Origin of the sequence: [Ruminococcus] torques ATCC 27756 (assembly GCF_000153925.1) — a bacterium.
GTDB classification, from domain to species: Bacteria; Bacillota; Clostridia; order Lachnospirales; family Lachnospiraceae; genus Mediterraneibacter; species Mediterraneibacter torques.
Window position 1 is genome coordinate 25,555 of record NZ_DS264365.1, and the last position, 24,271, is coordinate 49,825.

Sequence of the window (24,271 nt, forward strand, 5' to 3'; positions counted from 1 at the left end):
TTACCTCCTTATCTTTTTATGCCTCTTCTTCAACCTTAACTAAATGTCTAACCTGCTGTACCATACCTCTGGTAGCTGCATTGTCCGGCAGTACGACTGTCTTGCCGGTCTTCTTGAGACCAAGAGCCTCAACTGTTCTTTTATGCTTTGGTATGGCTCCGATTGTAGACTTTACTAACGTAACTTTTAAGTTTGCCATTTCAATCTTACCTCCTTATGCGATAGGATAGAATCTGTTATTCAACATTTTCTATCGTCTTAGCCCATGATCTCCTCGATCGATTTGCCGCGAAGTCTTGCAACATCTTCCGGAGACTTAACGTCTTTGAGTCCTTCGATCGTAGCAAGTACGACATTCTGTTTATTGTTTGATCCGAGAGATTTTGTACGAATATTTTTGATTCCCGCCATCTCGATCACGGCACGAGCCGGACCTCCGGCGATTACTCCTGTACCATCCGGAGCTTTTTTCAGAAGTACGGATGCACTTCCGAATTTTCCGAGTACATCGTGTGTGATACTTCCGTTCTCATCGAATGTGATCTCGATCATTTTCTTCATAGCGTCTTCTTTCCCTTTGCGGATCGCTTCCGGGATTTCAGTAGCTTTTCCCAAACCTGCACCAACATGACCATTGCCGTCTCCGACAACAACTAAAGCTGTAAATCTGAAGTTACGACCACCTTTAACAACTTTGGTAACACGTTTGATTGATACCACTTTTTCTAATAATTCCATCTGACTAGCATCAATGCGTTCCTGTCTCATCTGTGTTCTCCCTTCCTAGAAATTCAGCCCGGCTTCTCTTGCTGCGTCTGCCAGTGCTTTGATCTTACCCTGATAAATGAAGCCGCCTCTGTCGAATACAACTTCTGTAATACCTTTTTCTTTTGCTTTCTCGGCAATTACTTTTCCGAGGCATGCTGCTGCTTCAACGTTGTTTGTTTTCTCAAGTTCTGCTTTCACATCTTTCTGAAGAGTGGAAGCCGCAACCAGAGTATTTCCAACAGTGTCGTCGATGATCTGAGCATACATATGATTATTACTTCTAAAAACAGCTAAACGCGGTCTTTCAGCAGTGCCGCTGAAACGGTTGCGTAATTTCATGTGTTTTTTTCTACGAATTTCGCTTCTTGATTTCTTACTAACCATTTTCACACTCTCCTTATTTATTTCTTACCGGTCTTACCTACTTTACGTCTGATTACTTCGTCAGCATATTTAATACCTTTGCCCTTATATGGCTCCGGTCTTCTCTTATCTCTGATCTCAGCCGCATACTGTCCAACTTTTTCTTTGTCGATTCCTTTTACAGTGATCTTGTTCTGACCTTCCAGAACTGTCTCAACGCCTTCCGGATCGATCATCTCAACCGGATGAGAATATCCAAGGTTCAGTGTCAGTTTATTTCCTGATTTTGATGCTCTGTAACCTACACCGTTTACTTCAAGGACTTTCTGATATCCTTCTGTAACTCCGACAACCATGTTGTTGATCAGTGTTCTTGTCAAACCGTGAAGAGATTTCATTTTCTTGAGATCGTTCGGTCTTGTTACAGTTACTTCTTCGCCTTCAACCTTAATTTCCATTTCTGTCGGAAGCTCTCTTGTAAGAGTTCCTTTCGGACCTTTCACAGTCACTACATTGTTCTCTGCAACTTCTACAGTTACTCCTGCAGGAATTGCAACCGGCAGTCTTCCTATACGTGACATACCCTATTCCTCCTTAACTTAGATTTTCGGAGGAGCTGCTTTGGCTCCTCTGTTTTCAGTTGCATTGAGCACTTAGCGAGGTACTTTCGAGCTTAGTGCGAAAGTACACCTCGACGCTTAACGAGGTCTCCCACGAGTTTAGCGGCGATGGTGTTTCCTCTGTACTCAACGGATTTAAATTACCAAACGAAGCAAAGTACCTCTCCGCCTACGCCGAGTTTTCTTGCTTCTTTATCTGTTACAACGCCTTTGTTTGTAGAAATGATCGCTGTTCCAAGTCCGCCGAGTACTCTCGGGATATCTTCTGTGTTTGCATAAACACGAAGTCCCGGTTTTGAGATTCTCTTAAGTCCTGTGATAACTTTCTCGTTCTTATCAGCACCGTATTTCAGTGTGATATGAATTGTCTGAAAGTGTCCGTCTTCTACAAGATCATATTTTGCGATATATCCCTCATCAAGAAGAATATTTGCGATAGCAAGTTTCATCTTGGATGCCGGTACATCAACTGTATCATGTTTTGCAGTGTTCGCATTACGGATTCTTGTAAGCATATCTGCAATAGGATCGCTCATAGTCATGTGGATGTATCCTCCTTTTATATTCTATCTGTTCTACATTTTCTGCCCCGCGGAAAATTTCTTTGCGATGCGCCAAACTGCTTTCGGCTTACCAGCTGGCTTTCTTAACTCCCGGGATCTGTCCTTTGTATGCCAGTTCACGGAAGCAGATACGGCAGATTCCATATTTTCTCAAATACGCATGCGGACGTCCGCAGATTCTGCAGCGGCTATATTCTCTTGTGGAGAATTTAGGCTTGCGCTGCTGTTTGATTTTCATAGATGTCTTTGCCATGATTTTCCTCCTTTATTTTGCAAACGGCATATTGAACTGTTTCAATAATTCACGTGCTTCCTCGTCAGTTTTGGCTGTTGTAACAAAGATTACGTCCATACCTCTGACTTTGTCGATCTTATCATATTCGATCTCCGGGAAAATCAACTGCTCCTTGATTCCAAGTGCATAGTTTCCTCTTCCGTCAAATGCGTTCGGGTTTACACCTCTGAAGTCACGCACACGCGGAAGCGCAAGGTTAATCAGACGATCAACGAACTCATACATTTTCTCGCCTCTAAGCGTAACCTTACATCCGATCGGCATACCCTCTCTGATTTTGAAGTTAGCCACGGAGTTCTTTGCTCTTGTAACAACGGCTTTCTGACCTGCGATCTTTTCCATATCGGCGATTGCAGACTCTAAAACCTTTGCATTTTCTTTTGCTTCGCCAACGCCCATGTTGATAACAACTTTGTCGAGCTTCGGCACTTCCATAATATTTTTATATCCGAATTTTTTGATCATTGCGTCAACGATCTCATTCTGGTACTGTTCTTTCAGTCTACTCAAAGTCCTTGGTCCTCCTTCCCGAATTAATCAATAACTTCGCCAGTCTTCTTTGCGAAACGAACTTTTTTGTCTCCATCCATTTTGAAGCCTACTCGTGTTGCCTGACCTTTGTGCATAAGCATTACGTTAGATGCATCGATATAACCTTCCTGATGTACGATGCCACCGTTCTGGTTTGCTGCGCTCGGCTTTGTGTGCTTTGTCAGCATATTGACGCCTTCAACGAGGACTCTTCCGTCTTTTTTATTTACGGCGATAACTTTGCCCTCTTTGTCTTTATCTTTTCCGGCGATAACCTTTACAGTGTCGCCTGTTTTAATTTTCATAGTTGACATTCTTAGGCACCTCCCTACAGTACTTCCGGAGCAAGAGAAACAATTTTCATAAAGTGCTTCTCTCTAAGCTCACGGGCTACTGGTCCAAAAATACGTGTTCCACGCGGATTCAAATCGTCTTTTATAATAACAGCAGCATTTTCATCGAATCTGATATAGGAACCGTCTTTACGACGAGCGCCTTTTACAGAACGAACAACAACAGCTTTTACGACATCGCCTTTTTTAACAACGCCGCCTGGTGTTGCATCTTTTACAGTTGCAACGATCACATCACCGATGCTCGCATATCTTCTTGTAGAACCGCCAAGCACACGGATGCACAGTAATTCTTTAGCGCCTGTGTTGTCTGCTACTTTCAGTCTGCTTTCTTGCTGTATCATGCAGGTAAACCTCCTTCAAAAATTATTTTGCTTTCTCCATGATCTCCACAAGTCTCCATCTTTTGTCTTTTGACAGAGGTCTTGTTTCCATAACTTTTACTGTATCACCGATCTTACACTCGTTATTCTCATCATGAGCTTTCAGCTTGTAAGTTCTTTTTACGATCTTCTTATAAAGCGGGTGTTTTACATGGTCTTCCACGGCAACAACGATTGTTTTGTCCATCTTGTCGCTTACGACCTTACCCGTACGGGTTTTTCTCAGATTTCTCTCTTCCACTTCTATTCTCCTTTCAATCATTCTGGCAAAGAAGCTGATATCCGCTTATCGTCCAGCCTCTGTGATCATCGTCTGGATACGTGCGATATTTTTTCTTACTTCTTTGATTCTGCTTGTATTGTCCAACTGGTTTGTGGCATTCTGGAATCTCAAGTTGAAGAGTTCCTTCTTAGCAGCTACTAATTCCTGATTTAATTCCTCTACGGATTTTCCTCTTAATTCTTTTACAAATGTATTAGTTTTCACTGTTATCACCGCCTTCTAAGTCTGCGCGAGAAACGATTTTGCATTTGCAAGGTAATTTATGCATTGCAAGTCGAAGTGCCTCTCTAGCTGTTTCCTCTGGTACTCCTGCAATTTCAAACATCACGCGGCCCGGTTTTACTACAGCTGCCCAATACTCAACTGTACCTTTACCGCTACCCATACGAGTCTCAGCCGGTTTTGCCGTGATCGGCTTATCCGGGAAAATTTTGATCCAAACTTTACCGCCACGTTTGATGTAACGTGTCATGGCAACACGGGCTGCCTCGATCTGATTGGAACGAATCCAGCACGGCTCTGCCGCTACGATACCGTACTCACCATATGCGATCGTGTTACCTCTGAGAGCTTTTCCTTTCATGGTACCACGGAACTGTTTACGACGTTTTACTCTTTTTGGCATTAACATTATTTATCTCTCCCTTCCTTATCTGCTTTAGTCGGAAGAACTTCGCCTTTGTAAATCCAAACCTTTACACCGACTTTTCCGTAAGTTGTGTCAGCTTCTGCGAATCCATAGTCAATGTCTGCTCTAAGTGTCTGAAGCGGAATTGTTCCCTCGCTGTAGAACTCTGTACGAGCCATATCAGCTCCGCCGAGACGTCCGGATACAGAAGTTTTAACTCCAAGAGCTCCTGCTTTCATTGTTCTGGACATGCAGGATTTCATAGCACGTCTGAATGAAATACGGTTCTCAAGCTGCTGGGCAATGTTCTCAGCTACAAGCTGTGCGTCTTTGTCCGGTCTTTTGATCTCTTTGATATCAACGATAAGTTTCTTATCTGTGAACTGAGCAAGCTCTGCTTTTACTTTTTCGATCTCGGAACCGCCCTTACCGATAACAACGCCCGGTTTAGCTGTATAAACAATGATCTTCACGCGATCGGAAGCTCTCTCGATCTCGATTTTGGAGATTCCGGCGCTGTATAATCTTTTCTTTAAAAATGTTCTGATCTCGTGGTCTTCAACCAAGTTGTCAGCGAAATCTTTCTCTGCGTACCATTTGGAATCCCATTCTTTGATAACGCCGACTCTCAAGCCATGAGGATTTACTTTCTGTCCCATATTGTCCTCCTATCTTTCATTCAGCACGATTGTGATGTGGCTCATTCTCTTCTCGATTCTATAAGCTCTACCCTGTGCTCTCGGTCTGATTCTCTTCATTGTCGGTCCTTTGTTTGCGTAGCACTCCTCAATGTAAAGGTTGTCAACGCTCATACCGTTGTTGTTCTCAGCGTTAGCAATCGCTGATTTCAGTAATTTCTCTATAACTGCTGAAGCATATCTCGGATTGTAAGCTAAAATACCGAGTGCTGTCTGTACATCCTTACCTCTGATGGCATCAAGAACGTAGCATGCCTTCTGAACAGATATTCTTGCGTAAGAAATCTTAGCTGAAGGTCTTGTATCTCTCTGCTCGTTTCTTTCTCTCTTGATTTGGGATCTGTGTCCTTTTGCCATGGATGAACCCTCCTTTCAAAATATATGAATCTTATCTGACTTTCGACTTCTTCTCGTCTTTGCCGTGTCCTCTGTAAGTTCTTGTCGCAACGAACTCACCGAGTTTGTGTCCTACCATATCTTCTGTAACATATACCGGTACATGTCTTCTTCCGTCATGTACGGCAAATGTGTGGCCTACAAATGACGGGAAGATTGTAGAACGGCGTGACCATGTCTTAATAACTGATTTATCACCTGCAGCGTTCATAGCGTCTACTTTTTTCAGTAAGCTTTCGTCTGCAAATGGTCCTTTTTTAAGTGAGCGAGCCATAGGTTCTAACCTCCTTGTGAATCTAATTATTTAATCGCTTTACCGTCTCTTCTTCTTACAATCAGCTTGTTAGAAGCTTTGTTTTTCTTGCGGGTCTTAAGACCAAGTGCCGGTTTACCCCACGGTGTACACGGACCCGGGCGGCCGATACCTGTCTTACCTTCACCACCACCATGCGGATGGTCGTTCGGGTTCATAACAGAACCACGTACTGTCGGGCGGATGCCCATGTGACGCTTACGTCCTGCTTTACCTACATTGATCAGGTTGTGCTCTCCGTTTCCTACCACACCGATAGATGCGCGGCAGATGATCGGAACCATTCTCATCTCACCTGACGGAAGTCTGAGTGTTGCATATTTTCCTTCTTTAGCCATAAGCTGCGCGCTGTTTCCTGCTGAACGAACAAGCTGTCCGCCTTTTCCCGGATAAAGCTCGATGTTATGGATCTGAGTACCTACCGGAATCTCAGAAAGCGGGAGGCAGTTTCCTACTCTTACTTCGGCATCTGCACCGTTCATAACTGTCATTCCGTCTTTCAGTCCTTCAGGAGCAAGGATATATGCTTTTTCTCCGTCTGCGTAGCAGATCAGCGCAATGTTTGCAGATCTGTTCGGATCGTATTCGATACCTACTACTGTTGCCGGGATTCCGTCTTTCTTTCTCTTGAAGTCTACGATTCTATATTTTTTCTTAGCGCCGCCGCCGCGATGTCTTACAGTAATCTTACCCTGTGCGTTACGACCTGCTTTTCTTTTTTTGGAATCAAGAAGTGATTTTTCCGGAGTTGTCTTTGTGATCTCGGAGAAATCAGATCCTGTCATCTGTCTTCTGGAAGGTGTATATGGGTTATATGTTCTGATTCCCATTACTTTCTCTCCTTTCATTTCGTCTAATTATTTGTTTCACGGATTTGCACCGTATATAGTTTCTGATCTTACAGTCCTTCAAAGATTTCGATTTCTTTACTGTCTTCTGTAAGCTGTACGATCGCTTTCTTTGTCTTAGCTGTTTTTCCGACTACCATTCCGCGTCTTCTGTTTTTTCCTTCAAGGTTCATTGTGTTGACACGAGCAACCTTTGTTCCTTCAAACATTTTTTCAACAGCTTCTTTGATCTGAGCTTTTGTAGCCTCTGTGTGTACAAGGAATGTATATTTCTTGTCAGCCATCAGATCCATGCTTTTCTCTGTGATAACCGGTTTAAGGATTACATCATAATACTGAATGTTTGCCATTATGCGTACACCTCCTCGATTGTTGCAACAGCAGCTTTCGTTGCGATCACTGTGTTGTATTTCAGGATGTCATATACGTTGATCGTATTTGTGCGTGCTGTCTTAACGCCAGCAATGTTTCTAGCAGAAATCTCTGCGTTTGTATTTCCGTCTTCCAAAACAACAAGCGCTTTGTTTACGTTCAGGTTGTTCAGGACATTCTGGAATTTCTTTGTTTTGATCTCATCGAAGTTCATCTCGTCAACTACGATGAATTTGTTCTCTTCTACTCTGGAAGAAAGTGCGGATTTAAGAGCAGCTCTCTTCTCTTTTTTATTCATCTTGAATGAGTAATCTCTCGGAACCGGAGCGAATACAACACCGCCGCCTGTCCACTGCGGAGCTCTTGTTGAACCCTGTCTTGCGTGTCCTGTTCCTTTCTGTCTCCACGGTTTTCTTCCGCCGCCTGAAACCTCAGAACGTGTTTTGGCTTTCTGTGTTCCCTGACGATTGTTTGCAAGCTGATTTACAACTGCCATGTGTACGAGGTGCTCATTTACTTCAACACCGAATACAGCATCGTTTAATTCGATTGTATCAACTTCTTTACCTTCGATATTGTAAACAGATACTTTTGCCATCTGTGTGTTCCTCCTTTCTTATTGTCAGCTTAGTTTCCTTTTACTGTTTCTTTGATCGTTACAAGACATTTCTTCGGTCCCGGAACTGAACCTTTTACGAGAAGCAGGTTGTTCTCTGCATCAACTCTCACGATTTCAAGGTTCTGAACAGTAATCTTCTTGTTACCCATCTGTCCAGGCATTTTTTTGCCTTTGAATACTTTACTCGGATCAGATGCCGCACCATTGGAACCAGCGTGACGATGGAACTTGGAACCATGTGTCATAGGTCCTCTGCTCTGTCCGTGACGTTTGATCGCGCCCTGGAAACCTTTACCTTTGGAGATTGCTGTCGCATCGATGTGATCTCCCTCTGCGAAGATATCAGCTTTGATCTCCTGAGCAAGAGCATATTCCTCTGCATTGTCAAATCTAAATTCTTTTACATATCTTTTTCCGGATACGCCTGCTTTGTCAAAGTGGCCTTTTTCAGCTTTTGTCACACCGTTTCTGTGTGCGATCGCTTTTCTTCCGCTTCCGTCTTTTGTGACAATCTTATCTTTCTTGTCAACATATCCAACCTGCACGGCGCTGTAGCCATCGTTCTCAACTGTTTTAACCTGTGTAACCACACACGGTCCAGCCTGCAGAACTGTTACCGGAATCAGAACTCCGTCTTCGTGATTGAAGATCTGAGTCATTCCAACTTTTGTAGCCAAAATAGCTTTCTTCATTATAAATACCTCCTGTGATTTACAGCGGAACGCTTTCGCGCTCATCCTAAATGTTAGGATTGTTACTGTTAATTTGAATGTTCAGCGGTTTTTCGCTTACTTATTTTTCATTTTGATATCGATGTAAACACCTGCCGGCATTTCCAGTCTGGAAAGAGCATCCACAGTTTTCTGTGTCGGTGTAACGATATCGATGAGTCTCTTATGAGTTCTCTGCTCGAACTGCTCTCTTGAGTCTTTGTACTTGTGTACCGCTCTAAGAATTGTCACTACCTCTTTCTTTGTCGGCAGCGGCACCGGTCCGCTCACCTGTGACCCATTCTTTTTTACAGTTTCGATGATTTTCTTTGCGGATGCATCAACGAGCTGATGATCATACGCTTTCAATGTGATTCTCATTACTTGACTTGCCATAAAAAAAGTCGCCTCCTTTTCGTACTTTTGACTTCAGTACGACAAGCGGTGACTGTACACTCTCCCGTGTGTGTCGTGAGAAACTCACACGTTGTTTCATACTTTTCCCTTGTGGTAATCAGTAATCAGTTGTGATTCGTACAGTGACTTGTCGCCAGTTTCCTAACTTGACATTCGCTCCACGGAAAACCTGCCTCAGCTTATCTTTTTGCCGGGCAGCAACCTCACGCTTCACAGCTATCATGTCACAGCTTTTTTAGTATATAGGAAATAACATTGTATTTCAAGCTATTTTTATGAAAAATTGTATTTTTTTCAATACAATATCATTTTTCTCTTTTTCCCTATTATATATGGAAACAACAGATGTCATACAGTTCGGACATCTGTTGTTTTTCTCAATTTTGACTTTTATAATTCCCTTCCATTTTTAGCTATTACATTTTGATACCAGCCAAAACTTTTTTTCTTCCAACGCTTTAACGTTCCGCTTCCGTCATCATTTCTATCTACATAAATCATCCCATACCGTTTACTCATTTGGGCCGTAGACGCGCTCACAAGATCAATACATCCCCAAACCGTATATCCCATAACATCGACGCCGTTTTCAATCGCCTTTTCCATTTCCGCAATATGTTTTCGTAAATACTCTATCCGGTAATCGTCGGCAATTTCCACGCTTCCGTCCTCTTTATGAATCGGATAATCTTTCGCTCCAAGTCCGTTTTCGACAACAAACAACGGTTTTTGATATCTTTCCCAGTATATTTCCAATACATATCTCAATCCTTTCGGATCTATCTGCCATCCCCATTCGCTCGATTTCAACATCGGATTAGGAACGCCTCCCAATATATTTCCTTCACCTCTTCGCATCTTTTCCGAATGTGCAGTCGCGCACGCGCTCATATAATAACTCAATGAAATAAAATCTACCGTCTCTTTCAAAACTTCCCGATCCGCTTCTTCTATCTCTAAAGAAATTCCATGTTCTCTAAAATATCTCAGCGCATATCCCGGATATTTTCCCCGAACATGAACGTCTGCAAACATTAAGCTTTTATGCTCCTGTTCTTTTGCCGCCAGGACATCATCCGGTTCCGGAGTCAGCGGATATACAGGCACGCTTAAAATCATACACCCGATTTTAAAATCCGGATTAATTTTATGACCGATCTTCACTGCCCATGCGCTTGCAGTCAGTTCATGATGCGCCGCCTGATAAAGCTGCTCTTCCGTCAGTTCATCTTTCGGAGTCATGATCGCTCCACTCATAAAAGGAGACTCCAGTATTGAGTTGATTTCATTAAATGTAAGCCAGTATTTCACTTCATCTTTATATTCTTCAAATACTGCCTTTACATATGTTTTATAAAAATCAATCATCTTTCTGCTGCGCCATCCATCGTATTTTTCCGCTAAATACAACGGAGTTTCGTAATGCGACAATGTCACAAGCGGTTCGATTCCGTATTTTCTGCATTCTGCAAACAAGTTGTGATAAAATTCTATTCCCTTCTGATTCGGTTTTTCTTCATCTCCACGCGGAAAAATCCGACTCCATGCAATCGATGTCCGAAAAACTTTAAATCCCATCTCAGCCATCATTTTTAAATCTTCTTTATACCGATGATAAAAATCAATTCCTTTTAACTTTAAATTCTCTTTCACCGGCTCTTCTGTCATTCCACCTTTCAACCCTTTCGGAAGTACATCTTGTATGGAGATTCCTTTTCCCTCTTCATCAAACGCACCTTCGCATTGATTTGCGGAAACCGCTCCGCCCCAAAGAAAATGTTCAGGAAACATATCCACATCGCCCCTTTCGCCAAAGTCATAATCCCGCGCTAATATAATATCCGTCCTCCATCGCATTCCATACCGTTCCTACCCGATTTGCATCGCCGATTATATTCGTGTCCTGCGCGATTCCGAAAAATGTATTCGCCTCATCGGTTCTAGCCTTCATCCCTGCCGCAAAAATAATTGTATCTGCTTTTATTTCAAATTCTTCCCCATCCTTAGATGCCGCAGTTACGAATCCCTCCTCTATCGAAACACATCGAGTCTCTGTCAGCACGGTTAATGTTCTGCATTTTTCCATTTCTGTTTTTAAAGCAGTTTTCATAATATCATTCAAAGTTCGGTTCAACACTTTTTCAATTTCAAGAATCGTCACCTGTTTTCCTTTTCTGCTCAATTCAACCCCCAACTCACATCCGATAGATCCGCCGCCTATAACGACCACATTTTCACCAATCTTTTCCTGATATTTATAAGCTTCTATGCATGTAAAAACATGATCATTCTTTTCTGTGCCCGGAAGATTTAACTGTATCGGATAAGCTCCAAGTGCAAGGATCAGACTGTCAGGACTCAATTCCTTAACCATTTCCGGTGTAGCGGTTACATTTAATCTTACTTCTACTTCCGCCTTTTGAACTTGAAGGATCAAATAATCTTTCAATCTCTTTAAATCCTGCTTTACCTCATCATACTCTGAGCAGATCAACTGTCCGCCCAATTCCCCTTCTCGTTCTAAAAGAATCACCTGATGTCCTCTTCGTGCCGCCGTCAACGCAGCCTGCATTCCGGCAGGACCTCCGCCGACTACTACTGTCTTTTTCTTTACAGACGCTTCCGGCAGTTCATTCGGGACGCGATCTTCATGCAAATATCTCGGATTCACCGAGCAGCACGGAACTGTATTGAGCCCGACATGCTTTCTTCGTTCTTCCTCTGTTTTATATTGATATGGATTATAACAGTTCATGCATCTGATACACGGAACAATATCTTCCGATCGGCCTTCCCATGCTTTTTTCACCCACCATGGATCGGCGATCAACTGACGTCCTATGACAACAGCATCGGCACATCCGTCCTCAAGTATTTCTTCCGCCTCTTCCGGAGTCATAATCCCTCCCACTACCGCTACAGGTATCTTCACTTTTTCTTTCACAAGTTTTGCCATTTTCGCATTGATTTTATGCGGTGCATATGCCGTAGGCGACATGTAGATTTTTGTACGATTATCTATTTCCACTCCGCAGGAAATATGAACCATATCTATCTTATCTTCAATCCTTTTTATAAATTCCGCAACTTCATCAATCTCCATGCCGCCTTCTATATGCTCTTCTCCACTTATCCGCATATCCAACATATAATCTCGTCCAACCGCCTGCCGCACCCTGTCTACGATCATCATCGGGAATTTTATTCTATTTTCAAAGCTCCCCCCATACTCATCTTTTCTTTTATTAAAATACGGAGAAAGAAATTGTGCCGGAAGCCATCCGTGTCCGAAATGAAGCAATACCCCATCAAACCCATACTCTTTTGCGTCACATGCCGACTTTGCAAATTTATCTGCGATTTCATCCATCATTTTTTCATCCATAGCCCGCACCTCTGTTCCATCGTTTCTTACGAAGGATACCGGCCCTATGGCATAATCACCTTCTTCCACAACCGCAAACTGACCGCAGTGACACAATTCAAACTCCGCTTTCGCACCGCGCTGTCTGATCAATGAAACTTCTTCTCTGACTTTAGCCGCCTGGAATAAATCTGCAAAACAATACGTTCCCGGAGTTAAACGCATACGCGTATCATCCACCGATCCGCTCGTTCCTCTGATAATCATCCCTATCCCACTTAATGATTTATCTGTATTACTTCCCAATGGAGCCGAAATAATCCTGTTTTTCAAAACAATTTTGTTCACTTTCAACGGTTGAAACAAAAGTGGATATTTACATTTTCCCCTTTCCCTTTCAATATTCATTTTTACGCCTCCTCTTCCGGTATATCTTTAAACCCGATCAATATCGTAATCAAAAATGCTCCGACAAAAGAAACCGCCATCAAAATACACCAAATAACAAATGTATCTCCGAAGAATGCCGGCAGGCCGCCAAGTCCACACATACTTAGTGCCGTACATTTTACTCCGAACATCAAAGAAACCGCCGAGCAGACCGCTCCCATAACTCCTAATGCGATGAGTGGTTTTTTCGCAGGGAGCAACACCCCAAACAATGCCGGTTCTGTAATCCCCACTACAGCCATTAAGCAAGACGACATTGCTGTCGTTTTCAAACGATTATTTTTCGTCTTAAACCAAACGCCAAGAGCAGCTCCTCCGACCGCTATGTTGCCATATGCCAACAATGGAAAAAAATAGGAAAAACCCTGACTCGCAAGTTCCGACAAAGTTATCGGCAAAGCAATTCCATTATGAACGCCGGTCAAAACAAGATACGGCGCAGCCCCTCCGATAAGCAGCCCTCCTACAACCGACATCTTTGTAAATATAAACGAAACAACTCCGCATAATCCGTTTCCAATCCACGTTGCCACAGGACCTGTTACAATCAAAACAACCGGTATTGATAAAATCATTGTAATAATCGGAATCAAAAGACTTGACAATACTTTGGGACTAATTTTTTTTGCTAGTTTGTTGATCCACATGACAACCGGCATAGAAATCAAAATAGGAGTAATTGATGACGCATAAGATACAAGCGTAACCGGCACTCCCAAAAATGATGCCGTACCCCCTGCGCTTCCTGCTTCGATTATCGCAGGATAAACCATTACCGCTCCTACCAATGCCCCAAGATAAGGATTGATCCTTAATTTTTTGGCAGCTGCAAACGCAAGGAATATCGGGAGGAAATAGTATCCCGCCTGTCCTATAGAATTCAATACCTGATATGTATATGTCGTCGTGTCAATATCAAGGTAATTCAGCATCGCCAACACACTCTGTAAAAATCCAGACGCTATCAAGATCGGAACAACAGGCTGTATCGAGTTTGCTATATAGTCAATCACTACCGCCCATACAGACTGCTTCTTAACAATACTCTTTTCACCGTTCGCTTCCGTCTCCGTAATATGAACAATTTTCTCTAATTCATCATAGACATCATTACATCGTCCGCCGAAAATAATCTGCACTGTATTTCCGACCCAATTCACGCCCTGACATCCATCCGCTTCTTTTAGCTTTTTCTCATCAACCTTTGTTTTATCTTTTAGTTCCACACGAACACGAGTAAAACAACTCATAATACTGATGATGTTCTCCTCTCCTCCCACATTTTCCAAAACTTCTCTTGCCGTTCTTTTCAGATCCATATGCCTTCTCCTTTCTTTTAACTTTTTATTTTTATATAAGCAAACAGACCCAAAGGCAGAGGCATATTCCACCTTTGAGTCTGGCCTAATCTAATAGTGACCACCTCATCACTCCATGTTTTATTATTTATTACATTTCCATTATTCTTTATTGGCAACACAGTTTCTCAAATGCAATACAAGATAATTTTCTTCTGACACAGTAACCGGTCTTCCATACTTCCTATATAACATTTCCGATAAGCCTTCAATGCAGCAAACTTCTCTTTGAAACCGTTCTTTTATCGTCTGATCCAAAAGTTCGTCTTCATCCATACTTTCTTTGTTATCTACATACCGTTGCGCAAAATATTTTACATGAGTAACCAATCTTGTATAAGCCAATGAATCTTCTTTTACATCTGTCAAATAATTGTCCCGTATATATTTCAGCGCCAAATCGATCACTTCAAATGTTTTGCTTACAGTACGTCTGCTTTTTTGAAATTCCGAAGCAATTATATGCATTGCTATATATCCGACTTCTGCATCCGGTATCTCTATCCCAAATCTTCTTTTTATACATTTCTTCGCATATAATCCAATTTCCCACTCTTTCGGATAAAACTGCCTGATTTCCGTTTCAAACGGATTATCAAGCACCAGATTTTCCTTCATTCGCTTTATCGCAAAATGTATATGATCCAGCAATGCAAGAGTTTCCTTTTCTTTCGGCAAAAATCCATACTCCTCTTTCGCCTTCTCAAAAATCTCTTCTACAAGCTCAAAGTATTCCGGCGGTATCGCCCCTATCATTTCCAGTAATTGTTTATTTTCTCCTGTAATAAACATTTTTTGAATTTTACTTTCATCAACCTGATCACCTTTTTTGCCCGAAACCCAATGCCTGTTCCGATAATAATAACTTCGCCTTTTTTTCTGTCATATCCCATGACAACATTATTATTCAATGGCTGTACTATTTTAATCATTTCATATGATCCTTTCCAACGTCAATAATCGCCCGCCTGCCCGAATTTGTTTATCCCTTGTACATGCAACTTTAAACTCGTCTGTTTTTTCTAAGATCACCATAACTGTCGCAGGATGGTGCTTTCTGATAAACGGGAGATTTATTTTCATCAACAACTGCCCCGCCTCTACTTTATCTCCCTGTTCCACTTTCACATCGAAGCCTTTTCCCTTAAGTTCTACCGTATCGATCCCGATATGAAGAATGATATTAGCCCCTTCTTCTGTCGTAATTCCCACTACATGCTTTGTCGGAAACACAACCGAAACAGTACCTTTCACCGGAGAATAGATTTCTCCCTTATCCGGTTCCACAGCCACTCCGTCTCCAAGTATTTTTTCAGAAAACACAGCATCATCCACTTCGTCTAACGGAATTACTTCTCCTTCGACAGGCGCATACACTTCGTTCGATTTTATATTTTCTATCTTTACTTTTTCTACATGATTCTTCAAAAAAAACATTTTTATTCCTCCAAAAGCAAAACGTTTATTACCATTTGGCTGGTTCTTTTACCGCTAATATTAACTCTTAATATCAAAAAAACCAAAATCAGCTCTGCTGATTTTGGTTTAGCCTGCATTACCAGTGACATTCCCAATGTCCCTCTTTAATTAAATTCATTATAACAACAACATATAATATTGTCAACCAAAACAATTCCTGTTTTACAGTTTTACAGTATTTCATAAAGCTCGGGAAACAATTCTACGCTTCGCTTTAAAATACCGTTCACATAGGCGATCATAATTCCGTAATTCGTTATCGGAATCCCCTGATCCGCCGCGCAGCTATAACGGTACTTCATCTCCCGCTCATTCAGCATACAGCCGCCGCAGTGAATGATCAACTTATATTTACTTAAGTCATCCGGAAATTCCGTTCCCGATGTTGTCTCTATCTGAATCTCTTTGCCTGTATATTCCCTGATCCAGCGGGGAATCTTCACCGTTCCGATATCCTCGCACTGTCGGTGGTGCGTACATCCTTCGCTGATCAGCACGACATCTCCGTCTTTTAATCGATCCAGTTCTGTCACACCCCTAACTGCCTGTTCCAGATTGCCTTTATACCGCGCCATCAATATCGAAAAAGAAGTAAGCGGCACATCGGCAGGAGTATCCTTTGACACCTTTTTAAAGACCTGACTGTCCGTAATCACCATTCTCGGATTTTCTTTTAACTGATCAAGAATATTTTTCAGTCCGTTTTCTTTTACAACTACCGATACCGCCTCTGCTTCAAGAATATCACGGATCACCTGCTGCTGAGGAAGGATCAGTCTGCCTTTCGGAGCTGCCGAATCGACAGGCACTACAAGAACGACGATATCAGAAGGATGAAGCAGATCTCGAACAAGAACATTCTCCGTCTCCTCCTGATGCACTGCTGCCGCAATCTTCTCTTTCAGCTCACAAATACCGTCGCCTGCCGCCGCGCTCACTTCGATGATCCAGCCACCATCCGAATCAAGTTCTTTCTTGATCCGTTCCATATCCTCTTCTTCTGCAAGTTCTTTTTTATTCAGCGCGACAACATAAGGAATTTTCTTTGCCTTGATCTTTTCAAGGAGCTTTTTGTCTTCCCCGGAAACTCCCGCTGCCGCATCGATAACAAGTACAGCCGCGTCTGTCTTATTAAGCGTCTGGTAACTTTTTTTCACCCGCAGTTTCCCAAGTTCTCCTTCATCGTCTATTCCCGGTGTATCTATCATCACAACCGGACCGATCGGAAGCAGCTCCATTGACTTATATACCGGATCCGTCGTCGTACCTTTCACATCTGATACAACTGCCAGATCCTGCCCTGTAACGGCATTCATAACACTCGACTTTCCGGCATTCCTCCTTCCGAAAAATCCAATATGAACCCGTTCAGACATCGGTGTGTTATTCAATCCCATACCGCCACTTCCTTTCCTTCTTTGATCTGATCCGTTCTTTTTTCGCCGCTTCTTACTCTGCAACAACCCGGCGGAAGTTTTTCTTTCCTTTTTTCAAAATAATTCCTTCGCCCGAGAGTTCCTCTTTTCCGAAAGATGCGGCAATATCAGAAACTTTTTCACCGTCTACGGCAACGCCTCCCTGCTGTACCGCGCGTCTTGCCTCGGATTTAGATGTAACAAGTCCGCTCTTCACAAGCATTGTAAGAATATCGATCTTTCCGTCTGTAAGATCTTCTTCTGTAAGCTGTGCAGTCGGCATCTCCGCCGCATTACCTTTACTAAACAAAGCTCTTGCGCTTTCCTGCGCTTTCTTCGCTTCCTCTTCTCCATGGACAAGTTTTGTCAGCTCATATGCCAGAATCTCTTTCGCAGTATTAAGCTGCGCTCCTTCCCACGAATCCATCTTATCTATTTCCTCAAGCGGAAGGAACGTAAGCATACGAATACATTTCAAAACGTCTGCATCCGCAACATTTCTCCAATACTGATAAAAATCAAACGGCGATGTTTTATTTGGGTCAAGCCATACAGCACCTGACTGTGTTTTTCCCATCTTCTTTCCTTCGGAATTCAAAAGCAGCGTAATAGTCATCGCGCCTGCATCTTCTCCCAATTTTCTGCGGATAAGCTCTGTTCCCGCAAGCATGTTGCTCCACTGATCGTCGCCGCCGAATTGCATATTACATCCGTATTTCTGGAACAATGCATAGAAATCATAAGCCTGCATGATCATGTAGTTAAACTCAAGGAAACTTAATCCTTTTTCCATCCTCTGCTTATAACACTCTGCCGTAAGCATACGGTTTACCGAAAAATGCGGTCCGATCTCACGAAGCACTTCTACATAATTCAGATCAAGAAGCCAGTCCGCATTATTTACCATAAGCGCTTTTCCTTCTGAGAAATCAATAAACTTGCTCATCTGCTCTTTAAAGCAATCGCAGTTATGACAGATCTGCTCCGGCGTCATCATGCTTCTCATATCTGTTCTTCCTGACGGATCTCCGATATATCCCGTTCCGCCTCCGATCAATGCGATCGGCTTATTTCCCGCTTCCTGTAAACGTTTCATAAGACACAGCGCCATAAAATGTCCTACATGAAGACTATCTGCCGTAGGATCAAACCCAATATAAAATACAGCCTTTCCACTGTTTACTAAATCGCGGATTCGTTCTTCATCCGTCACCTGCGCAATCAAACCTCTTGCCTGAAGTTCCTCGTAAATTCCCATTTTCTTTCTCCTTATTCTCTGTAAAATATCAAATGTTTCTAAATCACCGGAAGTGCCAAAAGGCACATTCCGGGATTGTAAGCAGTCGCCAAGGTCTCGGGCAAGCCCGGACTTTGGCTCGTTGCCTATACAAAAAAACCGCCCTTATCGCTCACGCAATAAGGACGGATATTTCCGTGGTACCACCTTAATTCACCGAATCGCCGAACATCGGCGCTTTCAGTCTCATTCCGGTACGATAACGTATACCACTCCGTCACAGCCTACTCATCATCTGCCATTTTACATCCGCGGTAATGGTTTCTCCTGTACCGCAGGACAGACTTCTTTTCAGTGCGAAGCTCCGGGATGTATTCACAGATTCGTCTCACGCGCCTCTCATCAACCGGCTGCTTTCTGTCATCACGTTCACCTGTTACTTCTTCCCTTCAAAGCCTATATAATATGAAGCATATCTTAGCTTACACTTCTTCTTTTGTCAAGAGCCGACTACATATTGATCAGCCACAAATTCTTCACCGGTCATTTTTTAACGACTCTTCTTGTAAATCAATCAATATCCGCTTTGCATTCCCGACCAGCCCGGCATCCGTCTGCCAAATGTCAAATTCAGGAAAACCCGGTATTCCCATCGGCACGTCTTCTCTGCGAAACTCCATCTTACTGTCAGTCACTTTTTTGCCCGACATATGAAAAGACGTCACGCCTGCATAGTCTGCCAGTTTTCCGATTACTTCAGGACTTATCCCGGCTCCTGCAAGAATCTCAATCTCCCCGGCAGCTTCCCTCACAAGTTCTTTTAAAAGTTCCCTGCCATTCCATGCGCTGTCTTTCTGCCCGCTCGTAAGAATTGTATCAATTCCCAGCTCTATACACTGCCTCAGCGCTTCATACGGACTCCGGCACACATCAAAAGCTCTGTGAAAAGTGACCGCACATGGGCGTTTCCCACTTTTACTTTCGGACTTTGCACATTCGACAAGTTCCTTCATCCTATCTGTATCAAGCCTTCCGTCCGGTTTTAAAATACCGATAACAACACCGTCGGCTCCCGCCTCTCTAAACAGACAGACTTCTTCCTTCAGCGTCTCGAATTCATATCCGTCATAACAGAAATCTCCGAATCTCGGACGAAGCAGCACTCTTACAGGAATATCGACATTTTTCTTTACCTGTTCAAACATCGCGACCGACGGAGACAGACCTCCGATCACAAGACCCGAACACAATTCTATGCGATCCGCTCCGCCCGCCTGCGCCTCAACCGCAGATCTTACACTGTCGGCACATACTTCAAGTAAATACGACATCGCCGCGCAGCCTTATCTCGGAATCTTCGACAGAGCCGCTTTGTCTCCGACGATCACAACATCGTTATGAAGCTGAAGAATCGATGCCGGAACTTCCGGAGTTACCGGTCCGAAAAATGCCTTTGCAACGATGTCGGCTTTTGCCTCTCCGTTTACAATAAGCAAGATTTTCTTCGCACGCATGATCGTTCCGATACCCATCGTATACGCCTGACGCGGCACGTCATCGGCAGATGCGAAAAATCTCTTATTCGCTTCAATCGTACTCTCCGTCAGATCAACACAGTGTGTTGTCTGTGCAAAAGCGCTGTCCGGCTCGTTAAATCCGATATGTCCGTTGTGTCCCAGACCGAGAAGCTGAATATCAACGCCTCCCATTGATTCGATCAGTTTTTCGTATCTTTCACATTCTTTGTCGGCATCCGGCTCTGTACCGTTCGGAACATTTGTATTCTCAGGATCGATATTCACACGGTCAAACAAATGCTCATGCATAAAATAGTAGTAGCTCTGATCGTTATCACGAGTCAGACCTCTGTATTCATCCAGATTCACTGTCTTTACTTCCGAGAAATCAAGATCACCTTTTTCATACCACTCTACAAGTTTATCGTATGTTCCGATCGGTGTAGATCCCGTTGCAAGACCGAGTACACAATCCGGTTTCAAAATTACCTGTGCGGAAAGAATATTTGCCGCTTTTCTACTCATTTCTTCATAATTCTCTGTTTCATAAATTTTCATATCTTTCGCCCTCCTATCGCTACATTTAAGTCTAACAATCTGCCTTATAAAAGTCAAGCAGAAAGAACGCTCTTCCTACCTGTCTATGCCTGTATCTTTCTGTATCTATCTGCCATCCGCATCTTCCCGCATCCGGCTGCTGTCTGTATCTTTCTGTATCTGTCCTCTTTCTGTATCAGCCTGCCCGTCATACACGATTCCTAAAAGGACAAGACCTTGCGGCGGCGCAGTAGCTCCCGCTCTGCCTCTTTCTTTTTGCTCAAGCATCTCTTTTACTTCTGAAGGAGCAAATGCACCCCGTCCGACTTCTACAAGCGTTCCCGCAATGATCCGAACCATATTATACAAAAACCCGTTTCCGCTGATGCGTATTTTTATTCGTTCTCCCTTTTTTTCAACATCCAGACTGTCGATCCTGCGCACCGTTGTTTTTACACCGGTATGAACGCTGCAAAATGTTTTGAAATCATGTTCGCCGATAAAATACCTCGCCGCCTTTTTCATATCATCAATATCCAGCGGAAAAGAAACGAACCACGAGTCTCTTCTTCTGAGCGGATCCGGCATTTCACGGTTTACTATTGTATATTCATACGTTTTTATCGAGTTTTGATATCTGGGGTGCCAGTCACATCCGACTTCTTCCGACCGCACAACTACGATATCATCGGGAAGAAGCGCGTTGACTGCATACGCAATCCTCTCCGGCGGAATCGGCGACTTTGTATCAAAGACAGCCACATTCCCCCGCGCATGAACGCCTGCGTCCGTTCGGCTTGCACCGATCACCTTCACAGTTTCTTTTGTCAGATCGGACAGCGCTTTATTTAAAACTTCCTCTACCGTAATCCCGTTTGGCTGTATCTGCCACCCGCAATAATCTGTTCCGTCGTAGGCGACAGTTAATTTAATCCGTCTCATATTTTTATTCGTTCCCCTTTATTCTGTCAGATCATATGCGTTTTCAACTTTCCACCGTGTCTTTTCCTTCTTCGCCGTCTATCCCCGGAAAAGCAGACCTGCACAGACCTGTCATGCCAAATACTTTTTCAGCCTCCGCATCGGGCTGCCTTTGGAGAATCCACAACTGAAACCGAAGTCCGCCAGATACTCTGTATTCTCCTCCGTCACCAGGCTGCTTTTAGAAAATCCACAACTGAAACGGCACGAATTTTCCGACCGCAAACACTCCCGCTGCATAGAGAATCGTAATCAGATACGCCGCTTTGTCTCTTCCGTTATATTTCAGCGGCTTCATCCTCGTCCTTCCCTCTCCTCCGTGATAGCAGCGCGCTTCCATCGCCATTGCAAGATCGTTTGCCCGGCGGAAAGCAGAAACAAACAACGGTACAAGAATCGGGATCATCGCCTTTGCCCTCTGAATAATATTCCCGCTCTCAAAATCTGCTCCTCTGGCGATCTGCGCTTTCATGATCTTATCCGTCTCCTCCAAAAGAATCGGAATAAAGCGAAGCGCGATCGACATGATCATCGCAACCTCATGAACCGGAAGATGAAGCTTGTTCAAAGGATTCAGCAGTTTTTCCATTCCGTCCATCAATCCGTTGGGAGATGTCGTAAACGTCATAAGAGACGATCCCGCCACAAGATACATTAAGCGAAGTGCCATAAACACCGAAGTACGAACGCCTTCTTCCGTAATCGTAAAAATCCAAAAATGCAGCAGCGTTTCGCCGCCTCTTGTCAAAAACAGATTCATAACGACCGTAAACATCAGAAGGATCACGATCGGTTTTAACCCTTTTACAATATATTTCAGAGGGACTTTCGACATATAGATTACCATTCCGAGAAACAATGTCGCAATTACATACCCAAGGAAAGAACTCTGAACAAACAAAGAGACAAGAAATAAAAGAGTGCAGATAATCTTCACCCGTGGGTCTAAACTATGTATCCGGCTTTTTACCGGGTAATACTGCCCGATCGTAATATCTCTGATCATATAAAACTCCTCATTATCTCATCCGCAGCTTCTTCAATCGTTGTCGCATCAGGCGACACATCAAATCCGCGGTCTTTCAAGTCATGCATCACATAAGTAACCTGAGGTGCCGCAAGTCCGACCTCCTCCAACTCTTTATAATGCCGGAACACTTCTTTCGGAGTACTATCCAGCATCTTTTCCCCCTTATTCATCACAATGATACGGTCTACATACCGCGCCACATCTTCCATACTGTGCGACACAAGAACGACCGTCATCCCTGTCTCTTTATGCAGTTTTGCAATCTGGTCAAGAATCTCGTCTCTCCCTTTCGGATCAAGTCCCGCCGTCGGCTCATCCAAAATAAGCACTTTCGGCTTCATAGCCAACACTCCCGCAATCGCCACACGCCTCTTCTGTCCTCCCGAAAGCTCAAACGGAGACTGCTTATAATACTTTTCGGGAAATCCGACTAATTCCAGAGCTTCCCTCGCATTTTTCTCACTCTCTTCCTCCGACAATCCCTGATTCTTCGGGCCGAAACAAACATCACTTATCACATCGACTTCAAACAACTGATGCTCAGGATACTGAAACACAAGACCTACCTGACTGCGCAGTTTTCTCATGTCATACCCTTCCGCATAAATGCTTTGTCCGTCGTACAGAATATCCCCGGAAGTCGCCTTCATAAGTCCGTTTAAATGCTGAATCAGCGTAGATTTTCCTGATCCGGTATGACCGATGATCCCGACAAACTGCCCCTGCCCGATCTCCAAACTAATGTCATTGAGCGCACGTTTCTCATAAGCCGTGCCGGGACTGTATATATAATTTACATGCTCTAACGCAATCGACATAACGCTTCCACCAACTCTTCCCTTCTTAGAATTCCTTTCGGAATATCAAGACCACGTTTTCTAAGTTCCTCCGCAAGCATCGTAACTTGCGGAACATCCATCCTGTATGATTTCAGCTCATCTGCACGGCCGAAAATTTCTCTCGGCGTCCCGTGCATTACAATATGACCGCTGTCCATAACAAACACCTGATCCGCATCGATCACTTCTTCCATATAATGAGTGATAAGAATGACCGTTACGTTCTTCTCTTTTCTCAAACGCGCAACCGCCTGAAGCACCTCCTTGCGCCCGTTCGGATCAAGCATGGCAGTCGGTTCATCCAAAACAATACACTTCGGCTCCATCGCGATCACTCCTGCGATCGCCACACGCTGCTTCTGACCGCCGGAAAGTTTATTCGGAGAGGACGCCCGATATTCCGTCATCCCGACAAGACGCAGACTTTCCCCTACTCTTTCCCATATCTCATCTGTCGGTATCCCTATATTTTCAGGTCCGAAACCAACATCTTCTTCTACGACAGTTCCGATGATCTGGTTGTCAGGATTTTGAAATACCATTCCCGCGCTCTTTCGCACGTCCCACAGATTCTCCGGATCTTTCGTATCCTGTCCGTCCACCCATACAGTACCGCCTGTCGGGATCAATATTGCATTCATATGCTTTGCAAGAGTAGACTTTCCCGAACCGTTATGACCGAGAACCGCCACAAAAGAACCTTGCGGCACATCAATATCAACCCCGTCAATGGCGCGGTTTGTTCCGATCACATTTCCTTCTTCATCACGTTTATCATATTCATATACAAGCTTTTCCGCATGTATCATATTCATAGGCAGACCGCCTTTCCCGGTTTTATTTCACCTTAATTCTTCTCAATCTCTCCGCACTTACAAAAACTGCGTTTTCAGACAGATTATGG

The 24,271-nt window shown here is 43.5% G+C and carries 34 protein-coding genes and 1 other annotated feature; all 34 genes read right to left on the bottom strand.

Going from position 1 to position 24,271, the window contains the following annotated elements; translation table 11 throughout:
• Positions 1–16 precede the first annotated feature (16 nt).
• Positions 17–199 (bottom strand): 50S ribosomal protein L30, encoded by a 183-nt coding sequence (rpmD, locus tag RUMTOR_RS09535; protein WP_004847501.1) that lies wholly within the window; start codon positions 197–199, stop codon positions 17–19.
• A 59-nt stretch (positions 200–258) separates the two neighbouring features.
• Complete coding sequence (rpsE, locus tag RUMTOR_RS09540; RefSeq protein WP_004847502.1) at positions 259–768, bottom strand: 30S ribosomal protein S5; 510 nt, start codon at positions 766–768, stop codon at positions 259–261.
• 15 nt (positions 769–783) lie between these two features.
• Positions 784–1,152, bottom strand: coding sequence for a 50S ribosomal protein L18 (rplR, locus tag RUMTOR_RS09545; RefSeq protein ID WP_004847503.1), 369 nt, complete (start codon positions 1,150–1,152; stop codon positions 784–786).
• 17 nt (positions 1,153–1,169) lie between these two features.
• Positions 1,170–1,712 carry a 50S ribosomal protein L6 gene (rplF, locus tag RUMTOR_RS09550; RefSeq protein WP_004847504.1) on the bottom strand — a complete coding sequence of 181 codons (543 nt, stop codon included), beginning with the start codon at positions 1,710–1,712 and terminating at the stop codon, positions 1,170–1,172.
• 179 nt (positions 1,713–1,891) lie between these two features.
• Positions 1,892–2,293 carry a 30S ribosomal protein S8 gene (gene rpsH, locus RUMTOR_RS09555; RefSeq protein ID WP_004847505.1) on the bottom strand — a complete coding sequence of 134 codons (402 nt, stop codon included), beginning with the start codon at positions 2,291–2,293 and terminating at the stop codon, positions 1,892–1,894.
• Positions 2,294–2,381: 88 nt separating this feature from the next.
• Complete coding sequence (locus RUMTOR_RS09560; protein WP_004847508.1) at positions 2,382–2,567, bottom strand: type Z 30S ribosomal protein S14; 186 nt, start codon at positions 2,565–2,567, stop codon at positions 2,382–2,384.
• Positions 2,568–2,579: 12 nt separating this feature from the next.
• A complete protein-coding gene (gene rplE / locus RUMTOR_RS09565; protein WP_009243084.1) occupies positions 2,580–3,119 on the bottom strand; it encodes a 50S ribosomal protein L5 in 540 nt (179 codons plus the stop codon).
• Between the two features lie 23 nt (positions 3,120–3,142).
• A complete protein-coding gene (gene rplX, locus RUMTOR_RS09570) occupies positions 3,143–3,454 on the bottom strand; it encodes a 50S ribosomal protein L24 (protein WP_009243085.1) in 312 nt (103 codons plus the stop codon).
• A 14-nt stretch (positions 3,455–3,468) separates the two neighbouring features.
• Positions 3,469–3,837 (bottom strand): 50S ribosomal protein L14, encoded by a 369-nt coding sequence (gene rplN, locus RUMTOR_RS09575; protein ID WP_004847511.1) that lies wholly within the window; start codon positions 3,835–3,837, stop codon positions 3,469–3,471.
• Between the two features lie 22 nt (positions 3,838–3,859).
• On the bottom strand, positions 3,860–4,138 hold the full coding sequence (rpsQ, locus tag RUMTOR_RS09580) for a 30S ribosomal protein S17 (RefSeq protein ID WP_004847512.1): 279 nt from the start codon (positions 4,136–4,138) through the stop codon (positions 3,860–3,862).
• 24 nt (positions 4,139–4,162) lie between these two features.
• A complete protein-coding gene (gene rpmC / locus RUMTOR_RS09585; RefSeq protein WP_009243087.1) occupies positions 4,163–4,363 on the bottom strand; it encodes a 50S ribosomal protein L29 in 201 nt (66 codons plus the stop codon).
• On the bottom strand, positions 4,353–4,790 hold the full coding sequence (rplP, locus tag RUMTOR_RS09590) for a 50S ribosomal protein L16 (protein ID WP_004847514.1): 438 nt from the start codon (positions 4,788–4,790) through the stop codon (positions 4,353–4,355). The genes rpmC and rplP overlap by 11 nt, the downstream gene beginning before the upstream one ends.
• The gene (rpsC, locus tag RUMTOR_RS09595; protein ID WP_004847515.1) at positions 4,790–5,446 is read right to left on the bottom strand and encodes a 30S ribosomal protein S3; all 657 of its coding nucleotides are present in this window, start codon (positions 5,444–5,446) and stop codon (positions 4,790–4,792) included. The genes rplP and rpsC overlap by 1 nt, the downstream gene beginning before the upstream one ends.
• Before the next feature lie 9 nt (positions 5,447–5,455).
• Positions 5,456–5,842, bottom strand: a complete 387-nt coding sequence (rplV, locus tag RUMTOR_RS09600) for a 50S ribosomal protein L22 (RefSeq protein WP_004847516.1) — start codon at positions 5,840–5,842, stop codon at positions 5,456–5,458.
• A 31-nt stretch (positions 5,843–5,873) separates the two neighbouring features.
• Complete coding sequence (gene rpsS / locus RUMTOR_RS09605; protein WP_004847517.1) at positions 5,874–6,155, bottom strand: 30S ribosomal protein S19; 282 nt, start codon at positions 6,153–6,155, stop codon at positions 5,874–5,876.
• Positions 6,156–6,181: 26 nt separating this feature from the next.
• Positions 6,182–7,024, bottom strand: a complete 843-nt coding sequence (gene rplB, locus RUMTOR_RS09610) for a 50S ribosomal protein L2 (RefSeq protein WP_009243089.1) — start codon at positions 7,022–7,024, stop codon at positions 6,182–6,184.
• Positions 7,025–7,092: 68 nt separating this feature from the next.
• Positions 7,093–7,392: a 50S ribosomal protein L23 gene (gene rplW / locus RUMTOR_RS09615; protein ID WP_004847519.1), complete on the bottom strand. Its 300-nt coding sequence runs from the start codon at positions 7,390–7,392 to the stop codon at positions 7,093–7,095.
• Complete coding sequence (gene rplD / locus RUMTOR_RS09620; RefSeq protein WP_004847520.1) at positions 7,392–8,012, bottom strand: 50S ribosomal protein L4; 621 nt, start codon at positions 8,010–8,012, stop codon at positions 7,392–7,394. Before rplD ends, rplW begins: the two co-directional genes overlap by 1 nt.
• A gap of 29 nt (positions 8,013–8,041) precedes the next feature.
• Complete coding sequence (gene rplC / locus RUMTOR_RS09625; protein WP_009243092.1) at positions 8,042–8,725, bottom strand: 50S ribosomal protein L3; 684 nt, start codon at positions 8,723–8,725, stop codon at positions 8,042–8,044.
• 96 nt (positions 8,726–8,821) lie between these two features.
• Positions 8,822–9,139, bottom strand: a complete 318-nt coding sequence (gene rpsJ, locus RUMTOR_RS09630) for a 30S ribosomal protein S10 (protein WP_004847522.1) — start codon at positions 9,137–9,139, stop codon at positions 8,822–8,824.
• 411 nt (positions 9,140–9,550) lie between these two features.
• Positions 9,551–10,951, bottom strand: coding sequence for a glycoside hydrolase family 1 protein (locus tag RUMTOR_RS09635; RefSeq protein WP_044998211.1), 1,401 nt, complete (start codon positions 10,949–10,951; stop codon positions 9,551–9,553).
• 25 nt (positions 10,952–10,976) lie between these two features.
• Complete coding sequence (locus RUMTOR_RS09640; protein ID WP_004847525.1) at positions 10,977–12,932, bottom strand: oxidoreductase; 1,956 nt, start codon at positions 12,930–12,932, stop codon at positions 10,977–10,979.
• Positions 12,933–12,934: 2 nt separating this feature from the next.
• A complete protein-coding gene (locus tag RUMTOR_RS09645; RefSeq protein ID WP_004847526.1) occupies positions 12,935–14,293 on the bottom strand; it encodes a PTS transporter subunit EIIC in 1,359 nt (452 codons plus the stop codon).
• Positions 14,294–14,434: 141 nt separating this feature from the next.
• Complete coding sequence (locus tag RUMTOR_RS09650; RefSeq protein ID WP_207634938.1) at positions 14,435–15,124, bottom strand: PRD domain-containing protein; 690 nt, start codon at positions 15,122–15,124, stop codon at positions 14,435–14,437.
• A complete protein-coding gene (locus tag RUMTOR_RS13320) occupies positions 15,085–15,264 on the bottom strand; it encodes a CAT RNA binding domain-containing protein (RefSeq protein WP_004847528.1) in 180 nt (59 codons plus the stop codon). Before RUMTOR_RS13320 ends, RUMTOR_RS09650 begins: the two co-directional genes overlap by 40 nt.
• Before the next feature lies 1 nt (position 15,265).
• On the bottom strand, positions 15,266–15,769 hold the full coding sequence (locus RUMTOR_RS09655; protein WP_004847529.1) for a PTS sugar transporter subunit IIA: 504 nt from the start codon (positions 15,767–15,769) through the stop codon (positions 15,266–15,268).
• 212 nt (positions 15,770–15,981) lie between these two features.
• Positions 15,982–17,208 carry a [FeFe] hydrogenase H-cluster maturation GTPase HydF gene (gene hydF, locus RUMTOR_RS09660; RefSeq protein WP_004847530.1) on the bottom strand — a complete coding sequence of 409 codons (1,227 nt, stop codon included), beginning with the start codon at positions 17,206–17,208 and terminating at the stop codon, positions 15,982–15,984.
• A 52-nt stretch (positions 17,209–17,260) separates the two neighbouring features.
• Positions 17,261–18,484: a tyrosine--tRNA ligase gene (tyrS, locus tag RUMTOR_RS09665; RefSeq protein ID WP_004847531.1), complete on the bottom strand. Its 1,224-nt coding sequence runs from the start codon at positions 18,482–18,484 to the stop codon at positions 17,261–17,263.
• Between the two features lie 157 nt (positions 18,485–18,641).
• Positions 18,642–18,925 (bottom strand) — a binding site (T-box leader).
• 74 nt (positions 18,926–18,999) lie between these two features.
• Complete coding sequence (locus RUMTOR_RS09670; protein WP_004847532.1) at positions 19,000–19,794, bottom strand: copper homeostasis protein CutC; 795 nt, start codon at positions 19,792–19,794, stop codon at positions 19,000–19,002.
• A 12-nt stretch (positions 19,795–19,806) separates the two neighbouring features.
• Positions 19,807–20,538 carry a glucosamine-6-phosphate deaminase gene (gene nagB, locus RUMTOR_RS09675; protein WP_004847533.1) on the bottom strand — a complete coding sequence of 244 codons (732 nt, stop codon included), beginning with the start codon at positions 20,536–20,538 and terminating at the stop codon, positions 19,807–19,809.
• Between the two features lie 105 nt (positions 20,539–20,643).
• On the bottom strand, positions 20,644–21,459 hold the full coding sequence (truA, locus tag RUMTOR_RS09680) for a tRNA pseudouridine(38-40) synthase TruA (protein ID WP_004847534.1): 816 nt from the start codon (positions 21,457–21,459) through the stop codon (positions 20,644–20,646).
• Positions 21,460–21,679: 220 nt separating this feature from the next.
• Positions 21,680–22,504: an energy-coupling factor transporter transmembrane component T family protein gene (locus RUMTOR_RS09685; RefSeq protein ID WP_004847536.1), complete on the bottom strand. Its 825-nt coding sequence runs from the start codon at positions 22,502–22,504 to the stop codon at positions 21,680–21,682.
• The gene (locus tag RUMTOR_RS09690) at positions 22,501–23,346 is read right to left on the bottom strand and encodes an energy-coupling factor transporter ATPase (RefSeq protein ID WP_004847537.1); all 846 of its coding nucleotides are present in this window, start codon (positions 23,344–23,346) and stop codon (positions 22,501–22,503) included. Before RUMTOR_RS09690 ends, RUMTOR_RS09685 begins: the two co-directional genes overlap by 4 nt.
• Positions 23,331–24,182 (bottom strand): energy-coupling factor transporter ATPase, encoded by an 852-nt coding sequence (locus RUMTOR_RS09695; RefSeq protein ID WP_004847538.1) that lies wholly within the window; start codon positions 24,180–24,182, stop codon positions 23,331–23,333. Before RUMTOR_RS09695 ends, RUMTOR_RS09690 begins: the two co-directional genes overlap by 16 nt.
• Between the last annotated feature and the right edge of the window lie 89 nt (positions 24,183–24,271).

What these genes read in the sequence shown, in the direction of transcription:
- rpmD (WP_004847501.1), bottom strand. Translation starts at nt 199, where the DNA reads ATGGCAAACTTAAAAGTTACGTTAGTAAAGTCTACAATCGGAGCCATA.
- rpsE (WP_004847502.1), bottom strand. Translation starts at nt 768, where the DNA reads ATGAGACAGGAACGCATTGATGCTAGTCAGATGGAATTATTAGAAAAA.
- rplR (WP_004847503.1), bottom strand. Translation starts at nt 1,152, where the DNA reads ATGGTTAGTAAGAAATCAAGAAGCGAAATTCGTAGAAAAAAACACATG.
- rplF (WP_004847504.1), bottom strand. Translation starts at nt 1,712, where the DNA reads ATGTCACGTATAGGAAGACTGCCGGTTGCAATTCCTGCAGGAGTAACT.
- rpsH (WP_004847505.1), bottom strand. Translation starts at nt 2,293, where the DNA reads ATGACTATGAGCGATCCTATTGCAGATATGCTTACAAGAATCCGTAAT.
- RUMTOR_RS09560 (WP_004847508.1), bottom strand. Translation starts at nt 2,567, where the DNA reads ATGGCAAAGACATCTATGAAAATCAAACAGCAGCGCAAGCCTAAATTC.
- rplX (WP_009243085.1), bottom strand. Translation starts at nt 3,454, where the DNA reads ATGTCAACTATGAAAATTAAAACAGGCGACACTGTAAAGGTTATCGCC.
- rplN (WP_004847511.1), bottom strand. Translation starts at nt 3,837, where the DNA reads ATGATACAGCAAGAAAGCAGACTGAAAGTAGCAGACAACACAGGCGCT.
- rpsQ (WP_004847512.1), bottom strand. Translation starts at nt 4,138, where the DNA reads ATGATTGAAAGGAGAATAGAAGTGGAAGAGAGAAATCTGAGAAAAACC.
- rplP (WP_004847514.1), bottom strand. Translation starts at nt 4,790, where the DNA reads ATGTTAATGCCAAAAAGAGTAAAACGTCGTAAACAGTTCCGTGGTACC.
- rpsC (WP_004847515.1), bottom strand. Translation starts at nt 5,446, where the DNA reads ATGGGACAGAAAGTAAATCCTCATGGCTTGAGAGTCGGCGTTATCAAA.
- rplV (WP_004847516.1), bottom strand. Translation starts at nt 5,842, where the DNA reads ATGGCAAAAGGACACAGATCCCAAATCAAGAGAGAAAGAAACGAGCAG.
- rpsS (WP_004847517.1), bottom strand. Translation starts at nt 6,155, where the DNA reads ATGGCTCGCTCACTTAAAAAAGGACCATTTGCAGACGAAAGCTTACTG.
- rplB (WP_009243089.1), bottom strand. Translation starts at nt 7,024, where the DNA reads ATGGGAATCAGAACATATAACCCATATACACCTTCCAGAAGACAGATG.
- rplW (WP_004847519.1), bottom strand. Translation starts at nt 7,392, where the DNA reads ATGGCAAACATTCAGTATTATGATGTAATCCTTAAACCGGTTATCACA.
- rplD (WP_004847520.1), bottom strand. Translation starts at nt 8,012, where the DNA reads ATGGCAAAAGTATCTGTTTACAATATCGAAGGTAAAGAAGTTGATACA.
- rplC (WP_009243092.1), bottom strand. Translation starts at nt 8,725, where the DNA reads ATGAAGAAAGCTATTTTGGCTACAAAAGTTGGAATGACTCAGATCTTC.
- rpsJ (WP_004847522.1), bottom strand. Translation starts at nt 9,139, where the DNA reads ATGGCAAGTCAAGTAATGAGAATCACATTGAAAGCGTATGATCATCAG.
- RUMTOR_RS09635 (WP_044998211.1), bottom strand. Translation starts at nt 10,951, where the DNA reads ATGTTTCCTGAACATTTTCTTTGGGGCGGAGCGGTTTCCGCAAATCAA.
- RUMTOR_RS09640 (WP_004847525.1), bottom strand. Translation starts at nt 12,932, where the DNA reads ATGAATATTGAAAGGGAAAGGGGAAAATGTAAATATCCACTTTTGTTT.
- RUMTOR_RS09645 (WP_004847526.1), bottom strand. Translation starts at nt 14,293, where the DNA reads ATGGATCTGAAAAGAACGGCAAGAGAAGTTTTGGAAAATGTGGGAGGA.
- RUMTOR_RS09650 (WP_207634938.1), bottom strand. Translation starts at nt 15,124, where the DNA reads ATGTTTATTACAGGAGAAAATAAACAATTACTGGAAATGATAGGGGCG.
- RUMTOR_RS13320 (WP_004847528.1), bottom strand. Translation starts at nt 15,264, where the DNA reads ATGATTAAAATAGTACAGCCATTGAATAATAATGTTGTCATGGGATAT.
- RUMTOR_RS09655 (WP_004847529.1), bottom strand. Translation starts at nt 15,769, where the DNA reads ATGTTTTTTTTGAAGAATCATGTAGAAAAAGTAAAGATAGAAAATATA.
- hydF (WP_004847530.1), bottom strand. Translation starts at nt 17,208, where the DNA reads ATGGGATTGAATAACACACCGATGTCTGAACGGGTTCATATTGGATTT.
- tyrS (WP_004847531.1), bottom strand. Translation starts at nt 18,484, where the DNA reads ATGGGAATTTACGAGGAACTTCAGGCAAGAGGTTTGATTGCGCAGGTG.
- RUMTOR_RS09670 (WP_004847532.1), bottom strand. Translation starts at nt 19,794, where the DNA reads ATGTCGTATTTACTTGAAGTATGTGCCGACAGTGTAAGATCTGCGGTT.
- nagB (WP_004847533.1), bottom strand. Translation starts at nt 20,538, where the DNA reads ATGAAAATTTATGAAACAGAGAATTATGAAGAAATGAGTAGAAAAGCG.
- truA (WP_004847534.1), bottom strand. Translation starts at nt 21,459, where the DNA reads ATGAGACGGATTAAATTAACTGTCGCCTACGACGGAACAGATTATTGC.
- RUMTOR_RS09685 (WP_004847536.1), bottom strand. Translation starts at nt 22,504, where the DNA reads ATGATCAGAGATATTACGATCGGGCAGTATTACCCGGTAAAAAGCCGG.
- RUMTOR_RS09690 (WP_004847537.1), bottom strand. Translation starts at nt 23,346, where the DNA reads ATGTCGATTGCGTTAGAGCATGTAAATTATATATACAGTCCCGGCACG.
- RUMTOR_RS09695 (WP_004847538.1), bottom strand. Translation starts at nt 24,182, where the DNA reads ATGAATATGATACATGCGGAAAAGCTTGTATATGAATATGATAAACGT.